Consider the following 17,901-nt stretch of genomic DNA (forward strand, 5'->3'; position numbering starts at 1 on the left):
CACCGCCACGATCACCGCGCCACCCGGCTCAGATCGTCGAGACGGAGTCTTTCGAAGAGGGCACGCTCGAGGTCGCGGCCGCCCGGTTCCAAGTCGCCGATCAAGCAGCCGCGGTTCATCACCAGGATTCTGTCGGCGAGTCTGGCCACCTCGTCCAGGTGGTGACTGCTGATCAGCACGCCCCCGCCCGCGTCTTTGCGCTCCAGAAGCAGATCTCGCAACAACAGAACACCGGCTGGGTCGAGCGAGTTCGCAGGCTCGTCGAGGATCAGCAGGACCGGCGAATGCTGAAGGGCGGCGGCGATCCCGACGCGCTGCCTGTTTCCCAGAGACAGCTGCCGTGCCCGGCGATCGGCGAGCCGTTCCAGCCCGAGGGCGGTCAGGGTCGAGTCGACCGCGCTCGGCGCCGTCCCGCGCATGAGGGCCGCAAGATGAAGGTTCTGTCGAACTGTCAACTCCGCGTACAGTGCCGGCCCGTCGATGAAGTGCCCGACGCCCTTCCAGTTCTCCGACGTCATCGCGCTGATGTCAACCCCACCAATGAGGACGCGGCCGCGGTCTGGACGGAGCATCCCGGTGGCGAGTTTGAGCAGTGTCGTCTTGCCGGCGCCATTGAGACCGACCAGTGCCACGATCTCGCCGGCGGCGACCGTCAGGTTCACGTCATGAACGCCCGGGTCGGCGCGGAAGGATCGCGAGACCCCCTCCACTCTGAGTCGCACCATCATCTGCTCCCCAGCACGCGCAGGGCCTCGCGGATGGCGGCATCCATCCGCTCCCCCGACATCGACCAGTTCAGCAGCGCCTCGTTGAGCCCAGCGACGATCGCGGCAGCCACCACACCGGCCTCGGCGGGCATCGCCCGGTCGCGCAGGGCATCGACGATCGCGGCGGTCGTCGCCGCACTGCCCTCAGCCAGCGCCGCCCGAAGGGACGGTGTCGCCGCCACGATCGCGAGCCGCTCCCGCACGGCAGCCTCCTCGGGTGGACTGACCGCCTCCCACGCATCCGCCACACCGCGGACCGTCGCCTCCCACGCCGACTCCTCCCTGGGGCGACGACGGATCGCCTCCGCGATCAACGGATCGTACGGATCATCCACCAGCACCGCCGCCTTGGTCGGGAAATGCCGAAAGAAGGTCATCTCCGATACACCTGCGCGCGCCGCGATCTCGCCCGCGGTCGTCGACTCGAACCCCTTCGCCGCAACCAGCTCGAGCGCTGCGGCGAGCAGCCGCGCCCGCGTATCCGCCTTGCCCATACTCAGAATGTTAGTCACTAACAGTCTTCGACTCAACTATTCTCCGTGCATCGTCGCGCAAGGCTGAACACATGTGTAGCATGCTGAACATGCGTTCAGTCCCCACCGATGACCTCACGATGCGGGCGCGGATTCGCGATGCCGCGATCGAGCTCTTCGGTGTCCGCGGATTCGATCGCACGACGATCCGGCAGATCGCTGAGGCCGTGGGCGCGAGTCCCGCGCTGATCGTGCACCACTTCGGCTCGAAGGATGGCCTGCGCTCTGTCTGCGACGACTACGTCGTGACGACTCTCCTCGCCGACAGAGGAGCGGTCGTGGACGGTCCCGACGCGGATGCGGTCGCGAGCCTGCTCGCCGCCACAGGCGAGTATCGATCGCGACTCGACTACCTCGCCCGGCTGGTCACGGAGCCGAGCGAAGCCGGCGCACGAGTTTTCGATGCGTTCCTCGCACACACTCGGCAGATGCTGCGAGACGCGGCGGCGGGAGGGCCGCTGCAACCGATGTCGGACCCCGACGTGACCGCGCTCCTGCTGACGGCGTACGGGCTGGCCCCGCTCCTCCTGCAAGCACACCTCGGGCGCATCCTCGGCGTGGACCCGCTGTCCCCGGAGGGCGCGGAGATCTTGGCCGTGCCCGGGCTGGAGCTTTTCACTCGCGGAATCTACCGTGACGAATCGCTGCTCCGCGCAACCGAGGAGGCCCTGACCCGAGGGATGGGTCCCCGCAGCGACAAGGGAGAAGGGGACCCGAATCAGGATCCGGATCCTCCGGTGGCCGACGCGCCACTCGATCCCGACCTCTGATTCGAAAGGACTCTGCCATGACCGTGGCAATACACACCCGCGCGCTCTCGAAGCGCTACGGGTCGCACACCGCCGTACACGGGCTGGATCTGAACGTCGAGCGCGGCTGCGTGTTCGGCTTGATCGGCCCCAACGGCGCCGGCAAGACGACCACCCTTCGCATGCTGCTCGACATCATCCGCCCCACCACGGGCGAGATCACCGTCCTCGGCGCCAACCCTCGATCCGCCGGTCCGGACCTGCGCCGACGCATCGGCTACATTCCCGGGGAGTTGCGGCTGGAGGGACGCGCAACGGGCCGCCGGCTTCTCCAGCATCTCGCAGAGATCAGCGGGCCAGTCGAGGCCGGCGCGATCGAAACGCTCGCGGAGCGGCTCGACCTCGACCTCACCCGCCCCGTGCGGACCCTGTCGAAGGGGAACAAGCAGAAGGTCGGACTGGTGCAGGCCTTCATGCACCGCCCTGAGCTCCTCGTGCTCGACGAGCCGACCAGCGGTCTCGACCCGCTGGTTCAACGCGAGTTCCTCGCGTTGCTCCGCGAGGCCCGGGAAGCAGGACAGACGGTATTGCTTAGCTCCCATGTGCTGAGCGAGATCCAGCAGGCCGCAGACGATGTGGCCGTCCTCGCTCAAGGAGAGCTGGTCGCCGAAGGCGCAGTGGCATCGTTGCGCATCGCGAGCGTGCGCCGCATTCGTGCGACGCTGTCCGGCGCGAGCTCCGAGGCGGTGCGGGCTGCGCTCGCCGAGGTTCCGGACCTCGGTGATGTCGATGTCACCGCCGCCGGTGACCTGGTGCGGATTGCGGCCATTGCGCGAGGCGAGATCGATGCGGTCATCCGAGTCCTCGCCGCGTCGACCATCCGTGATCTGACGGTAGAGGAGCCGGACCTCGAGGAGTCTGTGCTCGATCTGTATGCACGACGAGGGGCGAACTCATGACCGCGGCGACGGCGATTTCCACGCGTGCCATCAGAAGGCCGCTGCCTGTGCTTCGCCGGTGGCTCGACGACGGCTGGCGAGGCCTGATCGGCTGGTCGGCCGGCCTGGTCGTCGTGGCGCTGGTCTACCTGCCGCTGTTCCCGTCGATGCAGTCGCCAGAGCTCGCCGGCCTCCTCGATTCACTGCCCCCTGAGCTGGTCCGCACCCTTGGATACACCAGCCTCACCACTGGCGCCGGGTATGCGCAGGCCACCTTCTTCGGCCTCATCGGGTTCGTGCTGATCACGATCGCGGCGATCGGCTGGGGTGCGGCGTTCATCGGCGGCGCGGAGGAATCCGGACGCCTCGAGCTCACCCTCGCCCACGGTGTCGGACGAGTCGGGTACGCCGTGGAGAGCGCAGCCGCCCTGGTACTGAAGCTGATCGCGCTCGGCGTGGTCGCGGGCGTCGTCGTCTGGGCGGTGAACGGACCGGCTGAGCTCGGCCTGACGGGGGCGAACCTCCTCGCCGTGACGACCGCGTGGGTCGGCGTCGGACTGCTGTCCGGATCCGCTGCGCTCCTCGCCGGTGCCGCGGCCGGGCGCCGCATCTGGGGCATCGGGGTGGGTTCAGGCGTCGCCGTCGCCGGCTACGTGATCCAGGCGATCGCCAACAACAGCGACGACCTCGACGGGTTGCGGGTGATGTCCCCGTTCGACTGGGCGTTCGGACAGTCACCCCTCGCGAACGGGGCGGACTGGCCAGGGCTTCTCGCGCTGTGGGGCGGGTCCGCCGTGCTGATCGCGCTGTCGACATTCGCGCTCACACGGCGCGACGTGGTCGGCTGAGCCTCGCGAGCGCGGCCGCGCCGGGAGCCGTACTGGTCGGACTCTTCGGCGGCCACGCACGCGCCCGCGCCCGCGAGGCATCGATCCGTTGCCGGACGTCGGCAGCTGGCCATATTGGCCAGCGTGGATGCTGTGAACGAGTGGCTGCTGACTACTACGGCGAATCCAACGTCGAGTTCATCACCACCAGCCCCGCCGTGCTCACCGGCTACCGCATCATGGTCGTCGTGGCCGTGCTCACCGGGTCCGTCGCGGGCGCCGACCTGGTCTGGAACTTCGCCGACGGAGTGATGGGGCTCATGGCACTCACCAATCTCATCGCCATCGGTCTGCTTTCCGGCATCGCATTCAAGCTTCTCAAGGACTACACCGCGCAGCGACGGGCGGGCAGAGACCCCGTCTTCACGCGCGACATCCTGCCCGAAGTCACCGGCGTGGAGCGCTGGGAAGACGAGCTCACCGTTACCGGCCCATCGATGTACAGACACGCAGACGTCAAGCCGAGAAGCACCGCGACCACCTGCACGAGCACGACTGACCTAAGCGCATCCTCAACTTCTCCGTGCTGGACGGTAACGCGATGCGCGTCGGCCACGAAATGCACGTCGCCCGTCCTGCGTTGCCGATGGACGCTGTTCGACCCTCCGCTCGCACGCGGGCTGAGGTCACTCGGTTGCTCGCCGGAGGCGACGACGTGAGCGGCTGCGGGCTCCGTCTGCGGCCGCCGGCGAGTTCGTAGGCCAACTCAACGCGCGGGAGTCCGATCGTCAGCGCGACACCGCGGAGATCGACTCTCATGGTGACGAGGCCGCGTCCGGCGATGGTCTCGCCCCGGGCCGAACGGCGACCCGATCGCACGCCTTGGAGAAGCGGGCTCAGACGCTGGTTGGCCTTTCGATGAAGGAAGCGATGATCCGGAGCAACTGCCCTTTGGCAGGGCCGATCCAAAAGAGGTGCGTTGGAGAATCGAGCTCTACCAGGATGGAGTCAGGCAGAACGCGAGCAAAGTCCTCCGCATGAGCAAAAGCCACCCCACCGTCGTGTCTGGAGGCGGTCACCAGAGTTGGGCAATGAACACGCGACATCGCTTGCCGCCGCGCCGCAGCCTCGCGGTTGCGACCTTGGCGAAGGTCGTTGACAAACCCACAGTCTGATCGCATCGCCCGCAACAGTCGGCGGGCTTCATCTTTGTCCGTGTCGCTCATTCGGCCCCACCACTCGCTGACGGGCAGGTTCGACAGTTGCGACAGGATCATGCGCAGCCCCGCATCCGACCGGATCGAAGCTCGAACTGCATTCCAAACCAGACCTTGCAACGCTGGGGAGAACAGCACCGGCCCTAGGACCACCTCTGGCCGACTGTCTGGATAACTCAGGCTGGAGGGCGCGCAGCTATGGAGAATCAGGCGCTGCGCCGGCGACCGCTTGCCGGCCGCGACGTGTATCGCCTGAAGGCCTCCGAACGACACCCCTACCGACGCCGCAACGGACGAGATCCCCAGCTCTTCACACACCTCACGAACGATCGGGGTGAATTCAGCAGCACTGAGTCGACCAACGCGAGTGCCACCGTATCCCGGGCGCGAGAACGAGATGACCTCGTGCCCGAGCGCGGTGTACATGTTCCAGCCGCAGTCCGTGGACGCGCGGCAATGGCCCCCAGGGAAGAACAACACCGGGGGCCCGTCTCCCGGCAAATGCACGATCTCTACAACTCCGGCGCTCGTCGCCACTAGCTGCCGCCGAACCATGGGTTCAGTGTGAGGCATTCGATGCGCAAGTGGACGTCGGGCCGAGCCAATGCATGCAATCCAATGCGCACTCCTGCCAACGACGCGGGTACTGCTAAACAGCCAAACGCGAGCTCGCTCAGACCCGCGCGATTGCGGCCCTCGAGCGTGCCGAGGGGGAACACCTCGCGACCGAAGCGAAGGCAGCGTTCGAACGCCGGCTCGCCCGGAAGTGGGGATCAGATCGAGCCGCACTCGATCGCCTGAGCGCCCTGTCCAGAGATCTCGAGAAGCGGCGAGATGAACCAGCGGCACTGCGAACGCGAGACCGATCTGCGGCCGCATTGGCCATGCTCGTGTTCCTGGTGATCGTGGTGTCCCAGGTCTGGTTCCGACAAATCCCCATCACTGACTTCGTGTCAGGGTCGTCGTTCACTGTCTTCAGTCCGTTCCCGCTCGGGTCGATCGAGATGTCGATCACACCCATGACGAATCCTTGACCGCCGGCTTCTGCGTCACTCCGCGCACATAGGATCCCTCTCCGCGTGGCACTGAATTCGGCGTGCTGCGGTCGATGATGTCGTGACCGGCCGTCGTCAGCTGTAGTGCTGGATGCCGCGTGCGGCCTTGTCGACCACGTCTCGGACGCGCGCTGTCCGCACGGCCGGAGTCTTGATCGCGTTGAGACGGAAGTAGATGCGGAACCGCTCGGCCTTCGTCAAACCGGCCACGAACGCGGCCGCGGCCGGGTTGGCGTCGAGGGCCTCCTGGAGTTCGGGCGGAGGAGCGGCATCCTTCTGTCGGTATGCCGCGTCCCACCGTCCGTCTGCCTTGGCACGTTCGATCTCGGCGATCCCGCCCTCGCGCATTAGGCCCTCATCCATGAGCCGGGCGACGTGATCGCGGTTGACCTGGGACCAGGGGCTGTTCTTGCGTCGAGGCGAGAAGGCATGGAGGACGTAGTCATCGTCCAGACGAGCCATCTGCCCGTCGATCCAGCCGAAGCAGAGCGCCACGTCCAGCGCTTCGGTCCACGTCATGCCCAGAGCGGTCGAGCTCTTCTTGCGCAACTTCAGGCGCACTCCGTCCGCGCTCGGCTCGCCCGCCAGGTATCCCGCCCACTCCTTGACCGTAAGGTCGAGGATCGGCTTGTCGGCGAAGCTCACCATGCGGCCAGTATGCAGGATCCGTCCGACACCCCGGAAAGAGCGGCTCAGGCGGCAGCCTGCCTGAAGGGCCATCACCGGTTCTCACCAGCTCCTGCTCGGCCAAGGCCGCACGGTGCACTAGGCGGTCGGTCAGCGCGCGAAGGGGAGGGTGTTCTTCGGCTCCAAGAACTTGCATCGACCGCGCGATGGAGACGAGGTCACGACTCCTTGCGCATGTATACCCAGTGCTCTCCGTCGAGCAGGGCTCGGCTCGCTGCTCCGTGCCGGGCACGCGCACCGCGCTGAACGACACATCGAAGCCATCCGGGAAATCGGCGAACACCGACGTCTTGCGGACGGATGGGTATGAGTGCGCGCTGTTGATCCCTTCCCGAGCCACCTAACGAGGACTTCCGCTGAGCGGGATAGCGCTGAGCGGGCAGCCCGTGAGTTGGTACGCGGGCCGATCCGTCTGAGTGCCCGCCGCGGCGGGCTTCTCTCGTTGCGGTTGATTCTCTTTGACGAATCGATATGGACCGGGCGCGGCAACCATCGTGATACGGCGTCTGAAGAGAGATCAATTAGCATTTCCGTGTCTCACTAACGTCGATCCCGGCCTGCAGCGCATTGACGCGCCGTGTCGCAGGGGCACCCGACCCATCGAAAGGATCGCCGTGCCCCTCGCTGTTCGATTCGCTGTCGCCCGCGTCGCTGTCGGCCTGATAAGCACAGTCGCGGTCATCGTCGGCGGGGCGGTTCCGGCCGTCGCAGCGGAACCGACATTCGCGACAGTCACGTCTCCCACCGGACCAGCGACGCTCACCACCGCATCCGCGATCCAGTCCAGCGAGGCTTCTGACCTGTCGCCGGTGACAACGGCGACGGGGGCGGTCGCACAACCTGGCCCGGACACCACGGTCCCGCTCGTCGGTGTTCCGCTCGTGGAGGGAACCGCCGCCGTCGGTCAGCTGCTGATGGCCCGTCACGGAACGCCCGTGGACGCCGAGTTCTCCTATCAGTGGTACGCAGACGGTGTGCCGATCACCGGCCGCAGCGATCAGCAGATGACCCTGACGAGCTCGCAGGCGGGAAAACGGATCTCCTTCAAGGTGACCGTCGTCCGGCCGGGTTTGCAGCCAACCCCGGTGATGTCGCTCGCGACGCCGCGCGTCAGCACGGTTGGCGCACCGACGGTGACACGGACGGTGGACTGGCGCACGATGTCGGTTTCTCCCGGCTCGTGGCCCGCCGGGACGACCCTCTCGTATCAGTGGCTCATGAATGGCTTCGCCATCGACGGAGCCACCAAGACGACGTTGGTGGTTCCCTCCGACGCCCAGTACGTGATCATCAGCGTCCTGGTCACGGCGACAAGGCCCGGGTACGAGACGGTTGCGGTCGACGCCAACATGGAGCGAAAGCCCATGCTGCTGCAGCGACGGCTGAACAGCGGAGCCGCTGCGGAACTTCCGGCTGCCCAGCAGAACGGCGGCATGGCGGGGTATCTGATGAACGATCGCGGCACGGGGCCTGTCGCCGGCGCGCGAGTGCGCGTCTATGCGGCGGGATCTGGTCTGGATAATGCGCCACTGCGACTGGTGAAAACCCTCACCTCGGACGGCGACGGGCACGTTGCAGTCGCCGACCTGTACCCGGGTCTGTACTGCGTGTGGATCGACCCGCCTGCCGGCTCGGGTCTCAGGGTCGTACGAGCCGACTGCCGCACCGGCCAAGCGGGCGTGCAGGTGTTCGCCGGCTCCGTCACGGACGTGTCCCAGATCCTCGACATGGGCGGCCGGCTCACAGGCACCGTCAGTTCGTCGATCGGCTCCAAAGTCGCCGGCGCCGTCGTGACCGTGTACGGCCATTCACTGGGTCCTCCCGGACAGATGACGATGCTCGCGATTGCTCGCACGACGACCGGAACGAACGGCCAATACACGGTCGCCGGCCTCCCGACCGGGTATTACGTCCACTTCGCGGGACCTACCAGCCTGTCGCACCGACCGGAGTGGTGGTCGCAGAGACGAACCGCACGTTCCGCCAACCACGTGACGGCCAGTGCCGGTGGGACGGCGACCGCGAACGCGAACCTGAAAACCTACCTGCCCATCGGCATCCCCACGATCTCCGGCGTCGCCAATATCGGCAGCCCGCTCACCGCGACGCACCCGATCAACACGGGTGCGATCTACACCTACCAATGGTTCGCAAACGGAGTCGCGATCCCCGGAGCGACGAAGAAGAAACTCACCCTGCCGGCCACGGTCGAGGGCAAAGCGATCTCGGTTCGGGTGGTCGGATCCCGGTCGAGCTTCCTCACCACAACCCGGACATCGGCTGTCACCGCGAAGGTGATGCGCAGCACCTCTCCGACGATCACCGGTTCCGTAGCCGTCGGCCGCACCCTCACCGCGTCGGTCGGCTCGTGGACGACAGGCACCACGTTCACGTACCAGTGGTACCGCAACGCGGTCGCGATCACCGGAGCGACAGGGCGTACGCACCAGCTCGCCGTCGCTGACCGAGACGCCCGCATCACCGTCCGCGCTCAGGGCCACAAGACCGGATACGCAACTGTGACCCGGCCGTCGGCTGCCACGACGCTGGTCGCCAAGATCACCTATCCCACCATCACCGGCACGGCAAAGGTCGGCGGTGTTCTGACAGCTGTGCCCGGCGAGTGGACGCCCGGTACCGTGCTCAGCTACCAATGGAACGCAAACGGCGCGCCGATCGCTGGGGCGAGATCAGCCAAACTCCTGCTTTCCCCGGCACACCGGGGCGCAACCATCACGGTCAAAGTCACAGGAGCAAAGGCGGGCTACACCACCTTCGCCCTGACCTCGGCCACAACCTCCAAAGTAAGCTAACCCGTTTCGACGCCTGTCGATATTCACTTGGACGAGCCGACCCGGCCCCCGAAACCCGCGTTCAGGAGCGCGGTTGGGGACCCGCTGGCGTTTGCTGCCACGGGCTGGTCACAACCTCCGGTGCCGCGGTCCGAACTCAATCTGGACGTCGGCGAACTCCTGGACTTCGGTGTTCAGTCGACGAGCTAGCCGCTCTCCCTCGCGCAGCCACGCCTGCCGGTTCTCGTCCGTGTCCCATCCTTCGGACCCGGTGCCATGCTCTTCCCAGAACGTCTGCCAGTCAGCTAGATCCTCGCCGAGCTCCTCGCTCAGCCCGTAGTCTGCCGCGGTCGTCGTGTAGCCGACGTCCCAGGTCGGCGTCGAGGTTTCCCAGAGCGGATAGTCGCGTCCGTAGTCCGGGAACATCCGAATCACCCTGCGCCAGGGCGGGTACTGTTCCATGGCCTGCACTGTACCTGGGCCTCGACGAGGGCACGATTATCGCGTGCCCGCTGACGGACTGGCTACCGAACTGGGCAGGCAATCCCTCGCTGTGCCAATCTCGAGGCGTGCCCGAATCCTATGAGCTGGTCGACGTCGAGCTCTCCAATGACGAGCGCTTCCTTCTCGATCGAGGACTCGTCGAATGGGGAGGACCGGCCCGATGCACGGAAGCGATAGCCATCGCCATTGGGTTCAGCAGTGTCGCCGATCTCCTGACCGAGGGGTATCGCATCGCCGACGACCTGAGCAACAGACGACCACTCTCACGAACTGACTGGACGCGAGCTTTGCTGGCGACCGAAGTGGTGTTTGCGAGCGACGTGCTCGGTTCCGGTCACGACTGGGAGGCGACCACTGACCTCGACGACACCGCCACGATCACCTTGCTACGTTCCGTGCAGCTGCGCCTAGCTGATGTGCTCATCCGCCCGTCGAGACCAGGTTGAGCCCCTGCGCTAGCGGACCGGCTCCCGCATGGTCAGGAACGATCGACAGTTTGCGGCGAGAATGAGATCGGGCCTCCCGTTCCATCTGTGCTGCGTGGCGAAGTGCGGCCGCGCGACCCCGCGTACCGTGCGGCTCTCATAGGGCTCACGTTGGACGCCATTCCGGAGGCGAACGACGATCTAGTTCGCATCCACCGATCGAGGATCGAGGCCGCGATCCGCGAGCTGGAGACCCAAGACCAGACCGGTCGCCCGATCGACGGGCACGACTGCGACCGAAGTCACTCGTTCGGCACCAGGAGTCGATGGCTGGATCACGACCGCTCGTCGAGGACAGCGACAATCGGTCGGTGGTCGCTTCCCGCGTCATCGAAGGACGTGAGCACCCTCACACGGCCGACCGCCCACCCAGATCCGACGAGCACATGGTCAATGGGCGACGCCAGCCACGTCGGTTGCGTCGCGGGCCACGTTCCGGCGGCCGCTGCGCCGCTTTGAGAGGCGGCATCGTCGCACTCACCGACGAGTCCAGGGCCGTCGCCGAGGCCGTAGAGGTGGTCGACCGTCGCGTTCAGGTCACCCGCGACGATTACGTCGGGGTCTTCGCAATGCTCGGCGATCCAGCTCAAACCGGATCTCCACTGGTCCATCACCCCGGGAAGCGGCGGCTCGGAGTGAGCGGCCACGATCGTCGGCCCGCTCCCGTCGACCGGACGCCACACCCCGCTCGGCAAACCTGGCGTTGAGCCAGCAGTGAGGTCGAGACGGTACGCGCCGAGGTCGCCGTCGATCAGCACTGAGGTGGGGATCCGCGAGTCAACATCGAGCCCGCGCGTTGTAGCGGCGATCATCGTTCTTCCCTCCAGGCTGAGAAGCCGCACCACTTCCGCCGACGCTGACTCGTCAGTCTCGGGGAGCGCGACAATGTCCGCATCTGTGGCGAGCACGAGCTCGGCGATGCTCGACGGTGAGGCAGCTCCGCCCTGTGTGTTCCAAGCGACCACAGTCACGCCGCCCTCGAACACCGTCGCACCGCCGACACCACGGGCGAGCAAGACCGCACCGTTACCCAAAGCTGCGACCCCGAGGACGACAGCGATCCCTGCCGCGATTGCCCAACGTCGACGCACCACCGCGACGACAGCGCACACGATGGCGAGAACGCCGAGAACGATTGCAAGCGGTGCCCGGAACGCAACCAGTTGGGTGACGACCGCAGTCCGCTGGGCACCGAACGCTTGCGGCCATACCAGAAGCATCGCCACCGACAATCCGACGATCAAAGTCACGATCAGGTGGACAGGGCGGCGCTTCGGAGTCGGCATCGCCTGCAAGTCAATCCTCTGAGACCCCGCAACGCCAGCCTGACCGGCCAAGGTGCACGCAGCCCGCAAGTCGATCGGCCTACGCTCCGATCAGGCCCTCATCGCCTCTGAGCGACGCGGCCAGTGTGCAGGATCCGTCCGACACCCCGGAAAGAGCGGCTCAGGCGGCAGCCTGCCTGAAGGGCCATCACCGGTTCTCACCAGCTCCTGCTCGGCCAAGGCCGCACGGTGCACTGGGCGGTCGGTCAGCGCGCTGGTCTGCGGAGTTCGGTGAAGGCGGGTGCGAGTCGAGTGGCTCTGGCGGGGTTGAGGATGGAGACCTCGTGCTCGAGGTGTGCGATGAGCACCACGCGGGCCGCGTCGAGTTCGTCTGTCGCGAGGTTTGCGGTGCGGGTCGCAGCGAGTTGATCGAGCTCGGTGGGAGGAAGTTGATCCACTTCGCGACCGTGCCACGAGTTGAGGCCTGCCCGGTAGCACTTCAGGTCGATAACCCGGTTCCTGAGCTCGTCGATCATCATGGCGGCCTGCCATTTCTTGCCGCGGGCGATGGACGACCGCGCGTGGATGGCGAACAACCATGCCAGCCCGATCGCCTGATCCGGATTGAACGTGGCCGGGTCCGTCGGCGTGGTGGGTGAGCCGAAGAGCAGGTGGAACGCTGGCTCGGTGGCCCGGAACTGGTCGTGCGGCCAGAACGACACGTCCACCTGAAGGCTGCTGGTGAGCAGGAAGGCGCGGTACCGGACCCCGACGGCGAATACGTCGAGGGTGTCGGCTACACCGAATCGTTGGTCGATCAGGTCGGTCCAGTCCGCCACGATCGCAGGTTCGTCGGCTGCGCTGGTCATCTGCAGAAGCAGATCGATGTCGGACCATTCGTCCTCGGTGCCGCGGGCAGCTGAACCGACCAGTGCTGCTCCGACTATGCGCGGGTCCTGCTCGGCGAGCCTGATCAGCTCGGTACGGATCGAGGTTCGCTCAGCAACAGAGAACATGCCTCCAACATGGCACGGCCGCCGGGGGCGCGCGGATGCCGGTCCCTCGGCGGACGCTGGTCGGAGTCTCGTCCCATGTCGTTCGGAGCTTCTGGGCGGCTGCGCGTATCGCGTGTGCGGGTAAGCGCTGTGCTCGTTCAGGTCCAGGTGTGCGTTGGCGCACATGCCGCGCGTGCCGGGATCGACGAGCTCCGCCCACTCTTCGTCCGACCACCACACGTCGCAGGCGAATCCGGCCGACTTCGCTCGGACAGGGTCGCTCAGCGCGACGACGCTCCACCGATTTGCACTCGCGCGCACAGTGGACGGGTTCGGGCCCCGGTGATGTCGTTCGGCGGTTTCGAGGTCGAATCCCCTACCCTCCGCCGCTCCGAACCCTGTTTCAAGGGATGCTTCGTCCCTCGCGTTGCAGGCCAACCGTTCGAGTGCCGGAAGTGGCCACCGTCACTTCTGCGCGATCGCCCTGACACGATTGTTGCGCGGATTGTGCTCGAGCTCGACGAGGCCGAGGGCCTCGAGAAGCGGCGGCACGTACATGCCGAACCGGCCTCGATAGCCGTTGCGCTGGCCGTACCAGCCACCGACCGGATTGTCCGCAGACCGTCCCCATGCCTCCACCGAGTCGGGCGCCGGCTCCTTCTTCTCGTCGGCAGCGCCCAGCGCCACCCACTCACCGCGCCTCAGCAGTTCCGCGTGGAGGTCCTCGACCGCGCGTGCGAGATAGGTGAGCCTGGTCGCACCGACCTGGCAGACCAGGAGGGCAGGATCGCTCGCATCATCACGGTGGATCGTGAAGTCGGATGACAGGGGTGCGGTCTTCAGCTTCCATGGGTCCTCCGCAGTTCCGGAACCCGACCAGTGCTGTTCAGTCATCTTTCCTTCTCCATCCGCTCCGCCGCGCCGGGAAGCGCGGCGCGGATCAGTTCGTCGAGGAACAAGAGATCGTCGGACCGGAACTCGTCGACATCGTCGTCCACACGTTCCCTACTCGGAGCGTAGCGGCCTCCGACACGATCCTCGAGAGACGCCGGCACACAGCAGCACAGGGTGCACCTCGACCCCGTCGCGCGGGGCAGCCGCGCCTGCCTGGGTCAGGTGCCGAGCCGCGCGAGGACCAGTTCGCTGGCCGCAGCGATGGCGCTCAACTGCCAGGGCACCACGATCAGGGCGAGGAACGAGAAGAGGGCGATCGTCGAGATCGTTGCTCGGCGGACGATCCGATCGATCAGGAGCCCCAGGACGGCGACGATGGCGACGGTGGCTCCGGCGACCGTCGCGAACGCCATCCGCACGTAGGCTTCATCGTCCGGCGCCGACACGTTCCCGAAAGCGATCCCCAATGCGGTGGGGATGATGACGACGCCCATCAGCAGCACGGCCGGCGCTGAGAACCCCTTCACGCTTGTTCCAGGGCGGGTCCGGGGCGTGGTGGCGACATCGCTCATGGCGCGAGTGTATCGATTCGCGAAGTGGGCTTCACGGCACATCCGCACGGCTCCGGTGAACGCTCGGGCCTCGGGTCCCTCCGTCGGAGGCCCCGCTGATCTCCTGGGCCCCCGGGTGCAGCCTCGGGGTGCCGTCCCTCCGGCTCAGTGCGCGGTGTGTGCGTCGTGGTGGTCGTCCTCGAGGAGCACGCCGACGGAGGTTGCGCAGGTGTCACCCCGCCACGCCTCGATACCTTCGCGGATGGCGAACCCGGCGATGACGAATCCGGCGACAGCGTCTGCCCACCACCAGCCGAGGAGGCTGTTGAGGACAAGACCCGCCAGCACAGCCGCCGACAGGTAGGTGCAGAGGAGTGTCTGCCTGGAATCGGCGACTGCCGTGGCCGATCCCAGTTCGCGACCTGCGCGCCGCTCCGCGAAGGACAGAATCGGCATGATGATGACGCTGAGCACAGCGATGAGGATGCCGAGGGAGCTGTGCTCGACGTCGCTGCGCATGATCAGCGCAAGAGCCGAGCTGCCGATCACGTAGACCGCGAGGGCGAGGAACGCGACGGCGATGACGCGCAGAGTGGGCTTCTCCCAGCGTTCGGGGTCTCGACGCGTGAACTGCCAGGCAACGGCCGCTGCCGAGAGGACCTCGACGGTGGAGTCCAAGCCGAACGCGATCAGCGCGGTAGACGATGCTGCCGCGCCGGCACCGACGGCCACGATCGCCTCGATCACGTTGTAAGCGATCGTGGCTGTGACGATCCACCGGATGCGCCGCTGCAGAACGACCCGACGCCCCTCGTCGAGCTGGTGCCCGGTGATGCTCATGCGCAGGAGCAGCTCTCGCCCGTGCAGCAGTCCGGTTCGACGATGAGAACGACGTGCAGGAGCTCATCGAGCGCGGCACGCAGGTGGTCGTCCGCAAGTCGATATGCGGATCGCCTCCCGTCCGGGGCGGCTTCGACGAGCCCGCAGCCCCGCAGACAGGCGAGCTGGTTGGACATCACCTGACGCGAGACCCCCAGCGCGTCCGCGAGGTCCGAGGGATACGCAATGCCATCGCGCAGCGCGAGGAGGATGCCGAGTCGCGTGGGGTCCGACAGCGCATGACCGAATCGGGCGAGTGCCGCGATGTGGGTGGGAGCGGCGATGGATATGGGCATGGTCGCGACAGTACACGCAATGCTGAATTAACCCAATGCTGAACTGCGTCGCCGATTCGAGACCTCTCCTCCGGCACCGAGAATCGGCGCGCGGCGAGGGCTTCTGTTAGGGACGAACGCCAGCCCGTTTGGGTTTCGTGAGGAGTGGACCCGGCGCGTCCAGTGGGGTGTTGCATCGGGAGTCGTGCCCCCACCGGCATCCCGCGCCCTCCCTCGCGCGGGTCCACCTACCGTCTCGAAGTACCGCTGGAGTCTCTCGTCGAGAGGGACCTCCGGCGACCACGACTCACCGGAGTTGAGCGAAGCCCTCGGCCTTTGCGGTCGGCCCCAGCACTAAGACGGTGTCGCCCGCCCGCAGGACGGTGGAGTTGTCGGCGTTCTGCCACGGTTCGTCGCCGTGCTGGAAGGCGGCGATCGTGACACCGTGCGTGCGTCGCAGGGCGGTGTCACCGAGTGGGATCCCCTGGATCGTCGAGGGAACGGGCGCCTTCACCGCGGCATACCCGGGTGCGACTTCGATGAAGTCGAGTGCGGCGCCGCGCACGAGGTGCGCGACGCGCCGGCCCATGTCCTTCTCCGGGTAGATGACGTGGTGCACGCCGAGCTGCTCGAGGATGAGTCCGTGCTGGTCGTCGACGGCCTTCGCCCAGATCACCGGGATCTTCATGTTGAGCAGCGCGGAGCAGGTGAGGATGGAGGCCGAGACGTTGCTGCCGATGGCGACGACGACGCGGTCGAACTCGTCTATGGCGAGCTGTCGAAGCGCCTCCTGCTTGGTCGAGTCGGTGCGCACCACCTGGGTGAGTTCGCCGTTGAGCGCCTGGACGAGTTCTTCGTCGAGGTCGATGCCGAGGACTTCCGTGCCGCTCGCCATGAGTTCGAGCGCGAGTGCGCTCCCGAACCGGCCGAGACCGATGACTGCGACCGAGTCTGCTTCCGCGATGCGCCGAGAAGTGTCGCCGCTGAAGATTCCGAACCTAGCCAATGGCGGGCCTTTCCTTGGGGAACTCGTAGAGGATGCGCCGCTCGCGCATCGCGATCGCGGAGCCGAGCGTGAGCGGCCCGATCCTTCCGAGGAACATCAGGGCGACGAGCACCAGCTGAGCAGCGATGGGCAGATCGGCCGTGATGCCCGTGGACAGCCCGACCGTCGCGAATGCGGAGACGGCCTCGAACAGCGCCTGATCCAGATTCTCGCCCGACAACAGCATGAGCAGGGCGGCGCCCGCGACGACTGCGGCAACGGCGATGAGGACGACGGTGATGGCCTGCCGGTGGACAGCGCGAGAGAGGCGCTTGCCGAAGATGTTCACCGAGCCCTCGCCGCGGAGTTCGGTCATCATGATGAAGAAGAGCACCGCGAAAGTCGTCACCTTGATTCCGCCCGCAGTGCCCGCGGGACCGCCTCCGATGAACATCAGCACGTCCATCCCCAGCCACGACTCATCGCGCATCAGCCCCACGTCGACCGAGTTGAAGCCTGCCGTGCGAGTCTGCACCGACTGGAAGAACCCTGCCAGCACGCGCCCCCACGGGTCGAGCCGGCCAAGGGTCTCGGCGTTGTTCCACTCGATCGCGGTGATGTAGACGGTGCCGGCGACCAGGAGCACGATCGTTCCCCACAGGACGATCTTGGTGTTCATGGACCAGTGGAGCGGGCGGGTGAACTCCTTGCGAAGCTGCATGATCACCGGGAAGCCCAGCCCGCCGAGGATGATCGCCGCGGCGATCGGCAGGCAGATGAACGGGTCGTCGACGAAGCCCATCAGGTTGTCGCTGTAGAGCGCGAACCCCGCGTTGTTGAACGCCGAGATCGCGTGGAACGCGCCATACCAGGAGGCCTGGCCGAGGTCGTAGCCGTAGCCGAAGAGGAACCGCGGAACGAGCAGGAGGAACGTGGCGGCCTCGATGGCGAACGAGATCGCGACGATGCCGCGCACCAGGCCGCGAACGTCGTCGAAACCGACCGCCTTGGCTTCGGTCGCCGTGTTGAGGCGTGAGCGCACCGACATCTTCCGCGCCAGCACCAGACCGACGAGGGCGGCGAAGATCATGATCCCCAACCCGCCCAGCTGGATCAGCAGCAGGATGACCACCTGGCCGAAGGGAGTCCAGTAGGTCAGCGTGTCCACGACGGTCAGGCCGGTCACGCAGACGGCGCTGGTCGCGGTGAAGAGCGCCTCGACCAGCGAGGCACCCCCCGGCCCGACCTTCGAGAACGGGAGCATGAGCAAGGCCGCGCCGACGGCGATCGCGCTCGCGAATCCGAACACCACGACCTGCGCGGGGTGCAGCCTCAGCTGGCGCCTCGCGCGCATGCGCACGCCGCTCGCGCCCGAGCCGCCGGTGATCACCGACACACTGTAGCGCCCTGGCTCCTCGTGCGTCCTCAGATCTTCGTCCTCGCCGGATGCGGGTGGATGCCGCTCGCGTCGCCGGCTCTGTGGGCGATCTCGTCGTGCGGCAG

At 66.6% G+C, this 17,901-nt stretch carries 19 protein-coding genes; 6 read left to right on the plus strand and 13 right to left on the minus strand.

Features of this window, described 5'->3' with window-relative positions:
• Nucleotides 1–11 precede the first annotated feature (11 nt).
• Both EER34_RS15895 and EER34_RS15900 read right to left on the minus strand, forming a co-directional pair.
• A complete protein-coding gene (locus tag EER34_RS15895; protein ID WP_240642449.1) occupies nucleotides 12–662 on the minus strand; it encodes an ABC transporter ATP-binding protein in 651 nt (216 codons plus the stop codon).
• A 62-nt stretch (nucleotides 663–724) separates the two neighbouring features.
• Nucleotides 725–1,261 carry a TetR/AcrR family transcriptional regulator gene (locus EER34_RS15900; RefSeq protein WP_205791729.1) on the minus strand — a complete coding sequence of 179 codons (537 nt, stop codon included), beginning with the start codon at nucleotides 1,259–1,261 and terminating at the stop codon, nucleotides 725–727.
• A gap of 89 nt (nucleotides 1,262–1,350) precedes the next feature.
• Between EER34_RS15900 and EER34_RS15905 the strand changes: the two genes are divergently transcribed.
• The 4 genes from EER34_RS15905 to EER34_RS15920 all read left to right on the plus strand — a co-directional run bounded on the left by EER34_RS15905 (nucleotide 1,351) and on the right by EER34_RS15920 (nucleotide 4,533).
• Nucleotides 1,351–2,070, plus strand: a complete 720-nt coding sequence (locus EER34_RS15905; RefSeq protein WP_127476533.1) for a TetR/AcrR family transcriptional regulator — start codon at nucleotides 1,351–1,353, stop codon at nucleotides 2,068–2,070.
• A 17-nt stretch (nucleotides 2,071–2,087) separates the two neighbouring features.
• The gene (locus tag EER34_RS15910; RefSeq protein WP_127476535.1) at nucleotides 2,088–3,008 is read left to right on the plus strand and encodes an ABC transporter ATP-binding protein; all 921 of its coding nucleotides are present in this window, start codon (nucleotides 2,088–2,090) and stop codon (nucleotides 3,006–3,008) included.
• Nucleotides 3,005–3,835: an ABC-2 transporter permease gene (locus EER34_RS15915; RefSeq protein WP_205791738.1), complete on the plus strand. Its 831-nt coding sequence runs from the start codon at nucleotides 3,005–3,007 to the stop codon at nucleotides 3,833–3,835. The genes EER34_RS15910 and EER34_RS15915 overlap by 4 nt, the downstream gene beginning before the upstream one ends.
• Nucleotides 3,836–3,975: 140 nt before the next feature.
• Nucleotides 3,976–4,533 (plus strand): alanine:cation symporter family protein, encoded by a 558-nt coding sequence (locus EER34_RS15920; RefSeq protein ID WP_205791798.1) that lies wholly within the window; start codon nucleotides 3,976–3,978, stop codon nucleotides 4,531–4,533.
• A gap of 177 nt (nucleotides 4,534–4,710) precedes the next feature.
• Here EER34_RS15920 and EER34_RS17880 read toward each other — a convergent pair whose 3' ends face one another.
• Nucleotides 4,711–5,910 (minus strand): alpha/beta fold hydrolase, encoded by a 1,200-nt coding sequence (locus EER34_RS17880; protein ID WP_338067963.1) that lies wholly within the window; start codon nucleotides 5,908–5,910, stop codon nucleotides 4,711–4,713.
• Between the two features lie 251 nt (nucleotides 5,911–6,161).
• Complete coding sequence (locus tag EER34_RS15930) at nucleotides 6,162–6,734, minus strand: YdeI/OmpD-associated family protein (protein WP_127476538.1); 573 nt, start codon at nucleotides 6,732–6,734, stop codon at nucleotides 6,162–6,164.
• Between the two features lie 974 nt (nucleotides 6,735–7,708).
• Between EER34_RS15930 and EER34_RS15935 the strand changes: the two genes are divergently transcribed.
• A complete protein-coding gene (locus EER34_RS15935; protein ID WP_164743589.1) occupies nucleotides 7,709–9,586 on the plus strand; it encodes a carboxypeptidase regulatory-like domain-containing protein in 1,878 nt (625 codons plus the stop codon).
• Nucleotides 9,587–9,694: 108 nt separating this feature from the next.
• Here EER34_RS15935 and EER34_RS15940 read toward each other — a convergent pair whose 3' ends face one another.
• Nucleotides 9,695–10,027, minus strand: a complete 333-nt coding sequence (locus tag EER34_RS15940) for a hypothetical protein (RefSeq protein ID WP_127476542.1) — start codon at nucleotides 10,025–10,027, stop codon at nucleotides 9,695–9,697.
• A 107-nt stretch (nucleotides 10,028–10,134) separates the two neighbouring features.
• Between EER34_RS15940 and EER34_RS15945 the strand changes: the two genes are divergently transcribed.
• Nucleotides 10,135–10,515 (plus strand): hypothetical protein, encoded by a 381-nt coding sequence (locus tag EER34_RS15945; RefSeq protein WP_205791741.1) that lies wholly within the window; start codon nucleotides 10,135–10,137, stop codon nucleotides 10,513–10,515.
• Between the two features lie 314 nt (nucleotides 10,516–10,829).
• On the opposite strand, the gene EER34_RS15950 is transcribed toward EER34_RS15945, so the two are convergent.
• The 8 genes from EER34_RS15950 to EER34_RS15985 all read right to left on the minus strand — a co-directional run bounded on the left by EER34_RS15950 (nucleotide 10,830) and on the right by EER34_RS15985 (nucleotide 17,752).
• Nucleotides 10,830–11,774: an endonuclease/exonuclease/phosphatase family protein gene (locus tag EER34_RS15950; protein ID WP_240642475.1), complete on the minus strand. Its 945-nt coding sequence runs from the start codon at nucleotides 11,772–11,774 to the stop codon at nucleotides 10,830–10,832.
• A gap of 311 nt (nucleotides 11,775–12,085) precedes the next feature.
• A complete protein-coding gene (locus EER34_RS15955; protein ID WP_127476545.1) occupies nucleotides 12,086–13,054 on the minus strand; it encodes a nucleotidyltransferase domain-containing protein in 969 nt (322 codons plus the stop codon).
• Between the two features lie 225 nt (nucleotides 13,055–13,279).
• Nucleotides 13,280–13,708, minus strand: a complete 429-nt coding sequence (locus EER34_RS15960; RefSeq protein ID WP_127476547.1) for a DUF6855 family protein — start codon at nucleotides 13,706–13,708, stop codon at nucleotides 13,280–13,282.
• A gap of 218 nt (nucleotides 13,709–13,926) precedes the next feature.
• The gene (locus EER34_RS15965) at nucleotides 13,927–14,280 is read right to left on the minus strand and encodes a hypothetical protein (protein ID WP_127476548.1); all 354 of its coding nucleotides are present in this window, start codon (nucleotides 14,278–14,280) and stop codon (nucleotides 13,927–13,929) included.
• 144 nt (nucleotides 14,281–14,424) lie between these two features.
• On the minus strand, nucleotides 14,425–15,099 hold the full coding sequence (locus EER34_RS15970; RefSeq protein ID WP_127476550.1) for a cation efflux transmembrane domain-containing protein: 675 nt from the start codon (nucleotides 15,097–15,099) through the stop codon (nucleotides 14,425–14,427).
• Nucleotides 15,096–15,434, minus strand: coding sequence for an ArsR/SmtB family transcription factor (locus EER34_RS15975; RefSeq protein WP_127476552.1), 339 nt, complete (start codon nucleotides 15,432–15,434; stop codon nucleotides 15,096–15,098). Before EER34_RS15975 ends, EER34_RS15970 begins: the two co-directional genes overlap by 4 nt.
• A gap of 286 nt (nucleotides 15,435–15,720) precedes the next feature.
• Nucleotides 15,721–16,419: a potassium channel family protein gene (locus EER34_RS15980; RefSeq protein ID WP_205791744.1), complete on the minus strand. Its 699-nt coding sequence runs from the start codon at nucleotides 16,417–16,419 to the stop codon at nucleotides 15,721–15,723.
• A complete protein-coding gene (locus EER34_RS15985) occupies nucleotides 16,412–17,752 on the minus strand; it encodes a TrkH family potassium uptake protein (RefSeq protein WP_127476969.1) in 1,341 nt (446 codons plus the stop codon). Before EER34_RS15985 ends, EER34_RS15980 begins: the two co-directional genes overlap by 8 nt.
• Between the last annotated feature and the right edge of the window lie 149 nt (nucleotides 17,753–17,901).

It is taken from the genome of Microbacterium sulfonylureivorans, from assembly GCF_003999995.1.
GTDB lineage: Bacteria > Actinomycetota > Actinomycetes > Actinomycetales > Microbacteriaceae > Microbacterium > Microbacterium sulfonylureivorans.

Bases quoted from the DNA above. Each gene is read 5' to 3' on its own strand.
- EER34_RS15900 (WP_205791729.1), bottom strand. From the start codon at position 1,261: ATGGGCAAGGCGGATACGCGGGCGCGGCTGCTCGCCGCAGCGCTCGAG.
- EER34_RS15905 (WP_127476533.1), top strand. From the start codon at position 1,351: ATGCGTTCAGTCCCCACCGATGACCTCACGATGCGGGCGCGGATTCGC.
- EER34_RS15910 (WP_127476535.1), top strand. From the start codon at position 2,088: ATGACCGTGGCAATACACACCCGCGCGCTCTCGAAGCGCTACGGGTCG.
- EER34_RS15915 (WP_205791738.1), top strand. From the start codon at position 3,005: ATGACCGCGGCGACGGCGATTTCCACGCGTGCCATCAGAAGGCCGCTG.
- EER34_RS17880 (WP_338067963.1), bottom strand. From the start codon at position 5,910: ATGCGGCCGCAGATCGGTCTCGCGTTCGCAGTGCCGCTGGTTCATCTC.
- EER34_RS15930 (WP_127476538.1), bottom strand. From the start codon at position 6,734: ATGGTGAGCTTCGCCGACAAGCCGATCCTCGACCTTACGGTCAAGGAG.
- EER34_RS15940 (WP_127476542.1), bottom strand. From the start codon at position 10,027: ATGGAACAGTACCCGCCCTGGCGCAGGGTGATTCGGATGTTCCCGGAC.
- EER34_RS15950 (WP_240642475.1), bottom strand. From the start codon at position 11,774: ATGCTTCTGGTATGGCCGCAAGCGTTCGGTGCCCAGCGGACTGCGGTC.
- EER34_RS15960 (WP_127476547.1), bottom strand. From the start codon at position 13,708: ATGACTGAACAGCACTGGTCGGGTTCCGGAACTGCGGAGGACCCATGG.
- EER34_RS15965 (WP_127476548.1), bottom strand. From the start codon at position 14,280: ATGAGCGATGTCGCCACCACGCCCCGGACCCGCCCTGGAACAAGCGTG.
- EER34_RS15970 (WP_127476550.1), bottom strand. From the start codon at position 15,099: ATGAGCATCACCGGGCACCAGCTCGACGAGGGGCGTCGGGTCGTTCTG.
- EER34_RS15975 (WP_127476552.1), bottom strand. From the start codon at position 15,434: ATGCCCATATCCATCGCCGCTCCCACCCACATCGCGGCACTCGCCCGA.
- EER34_RS15985 (WP_127476969.1), bottom strand. From the start codon at position 17,752: ATGCGCGCGAGGCGCCAGCTGAGGCTGCACCCCGCGCAGGTCGTGGTG.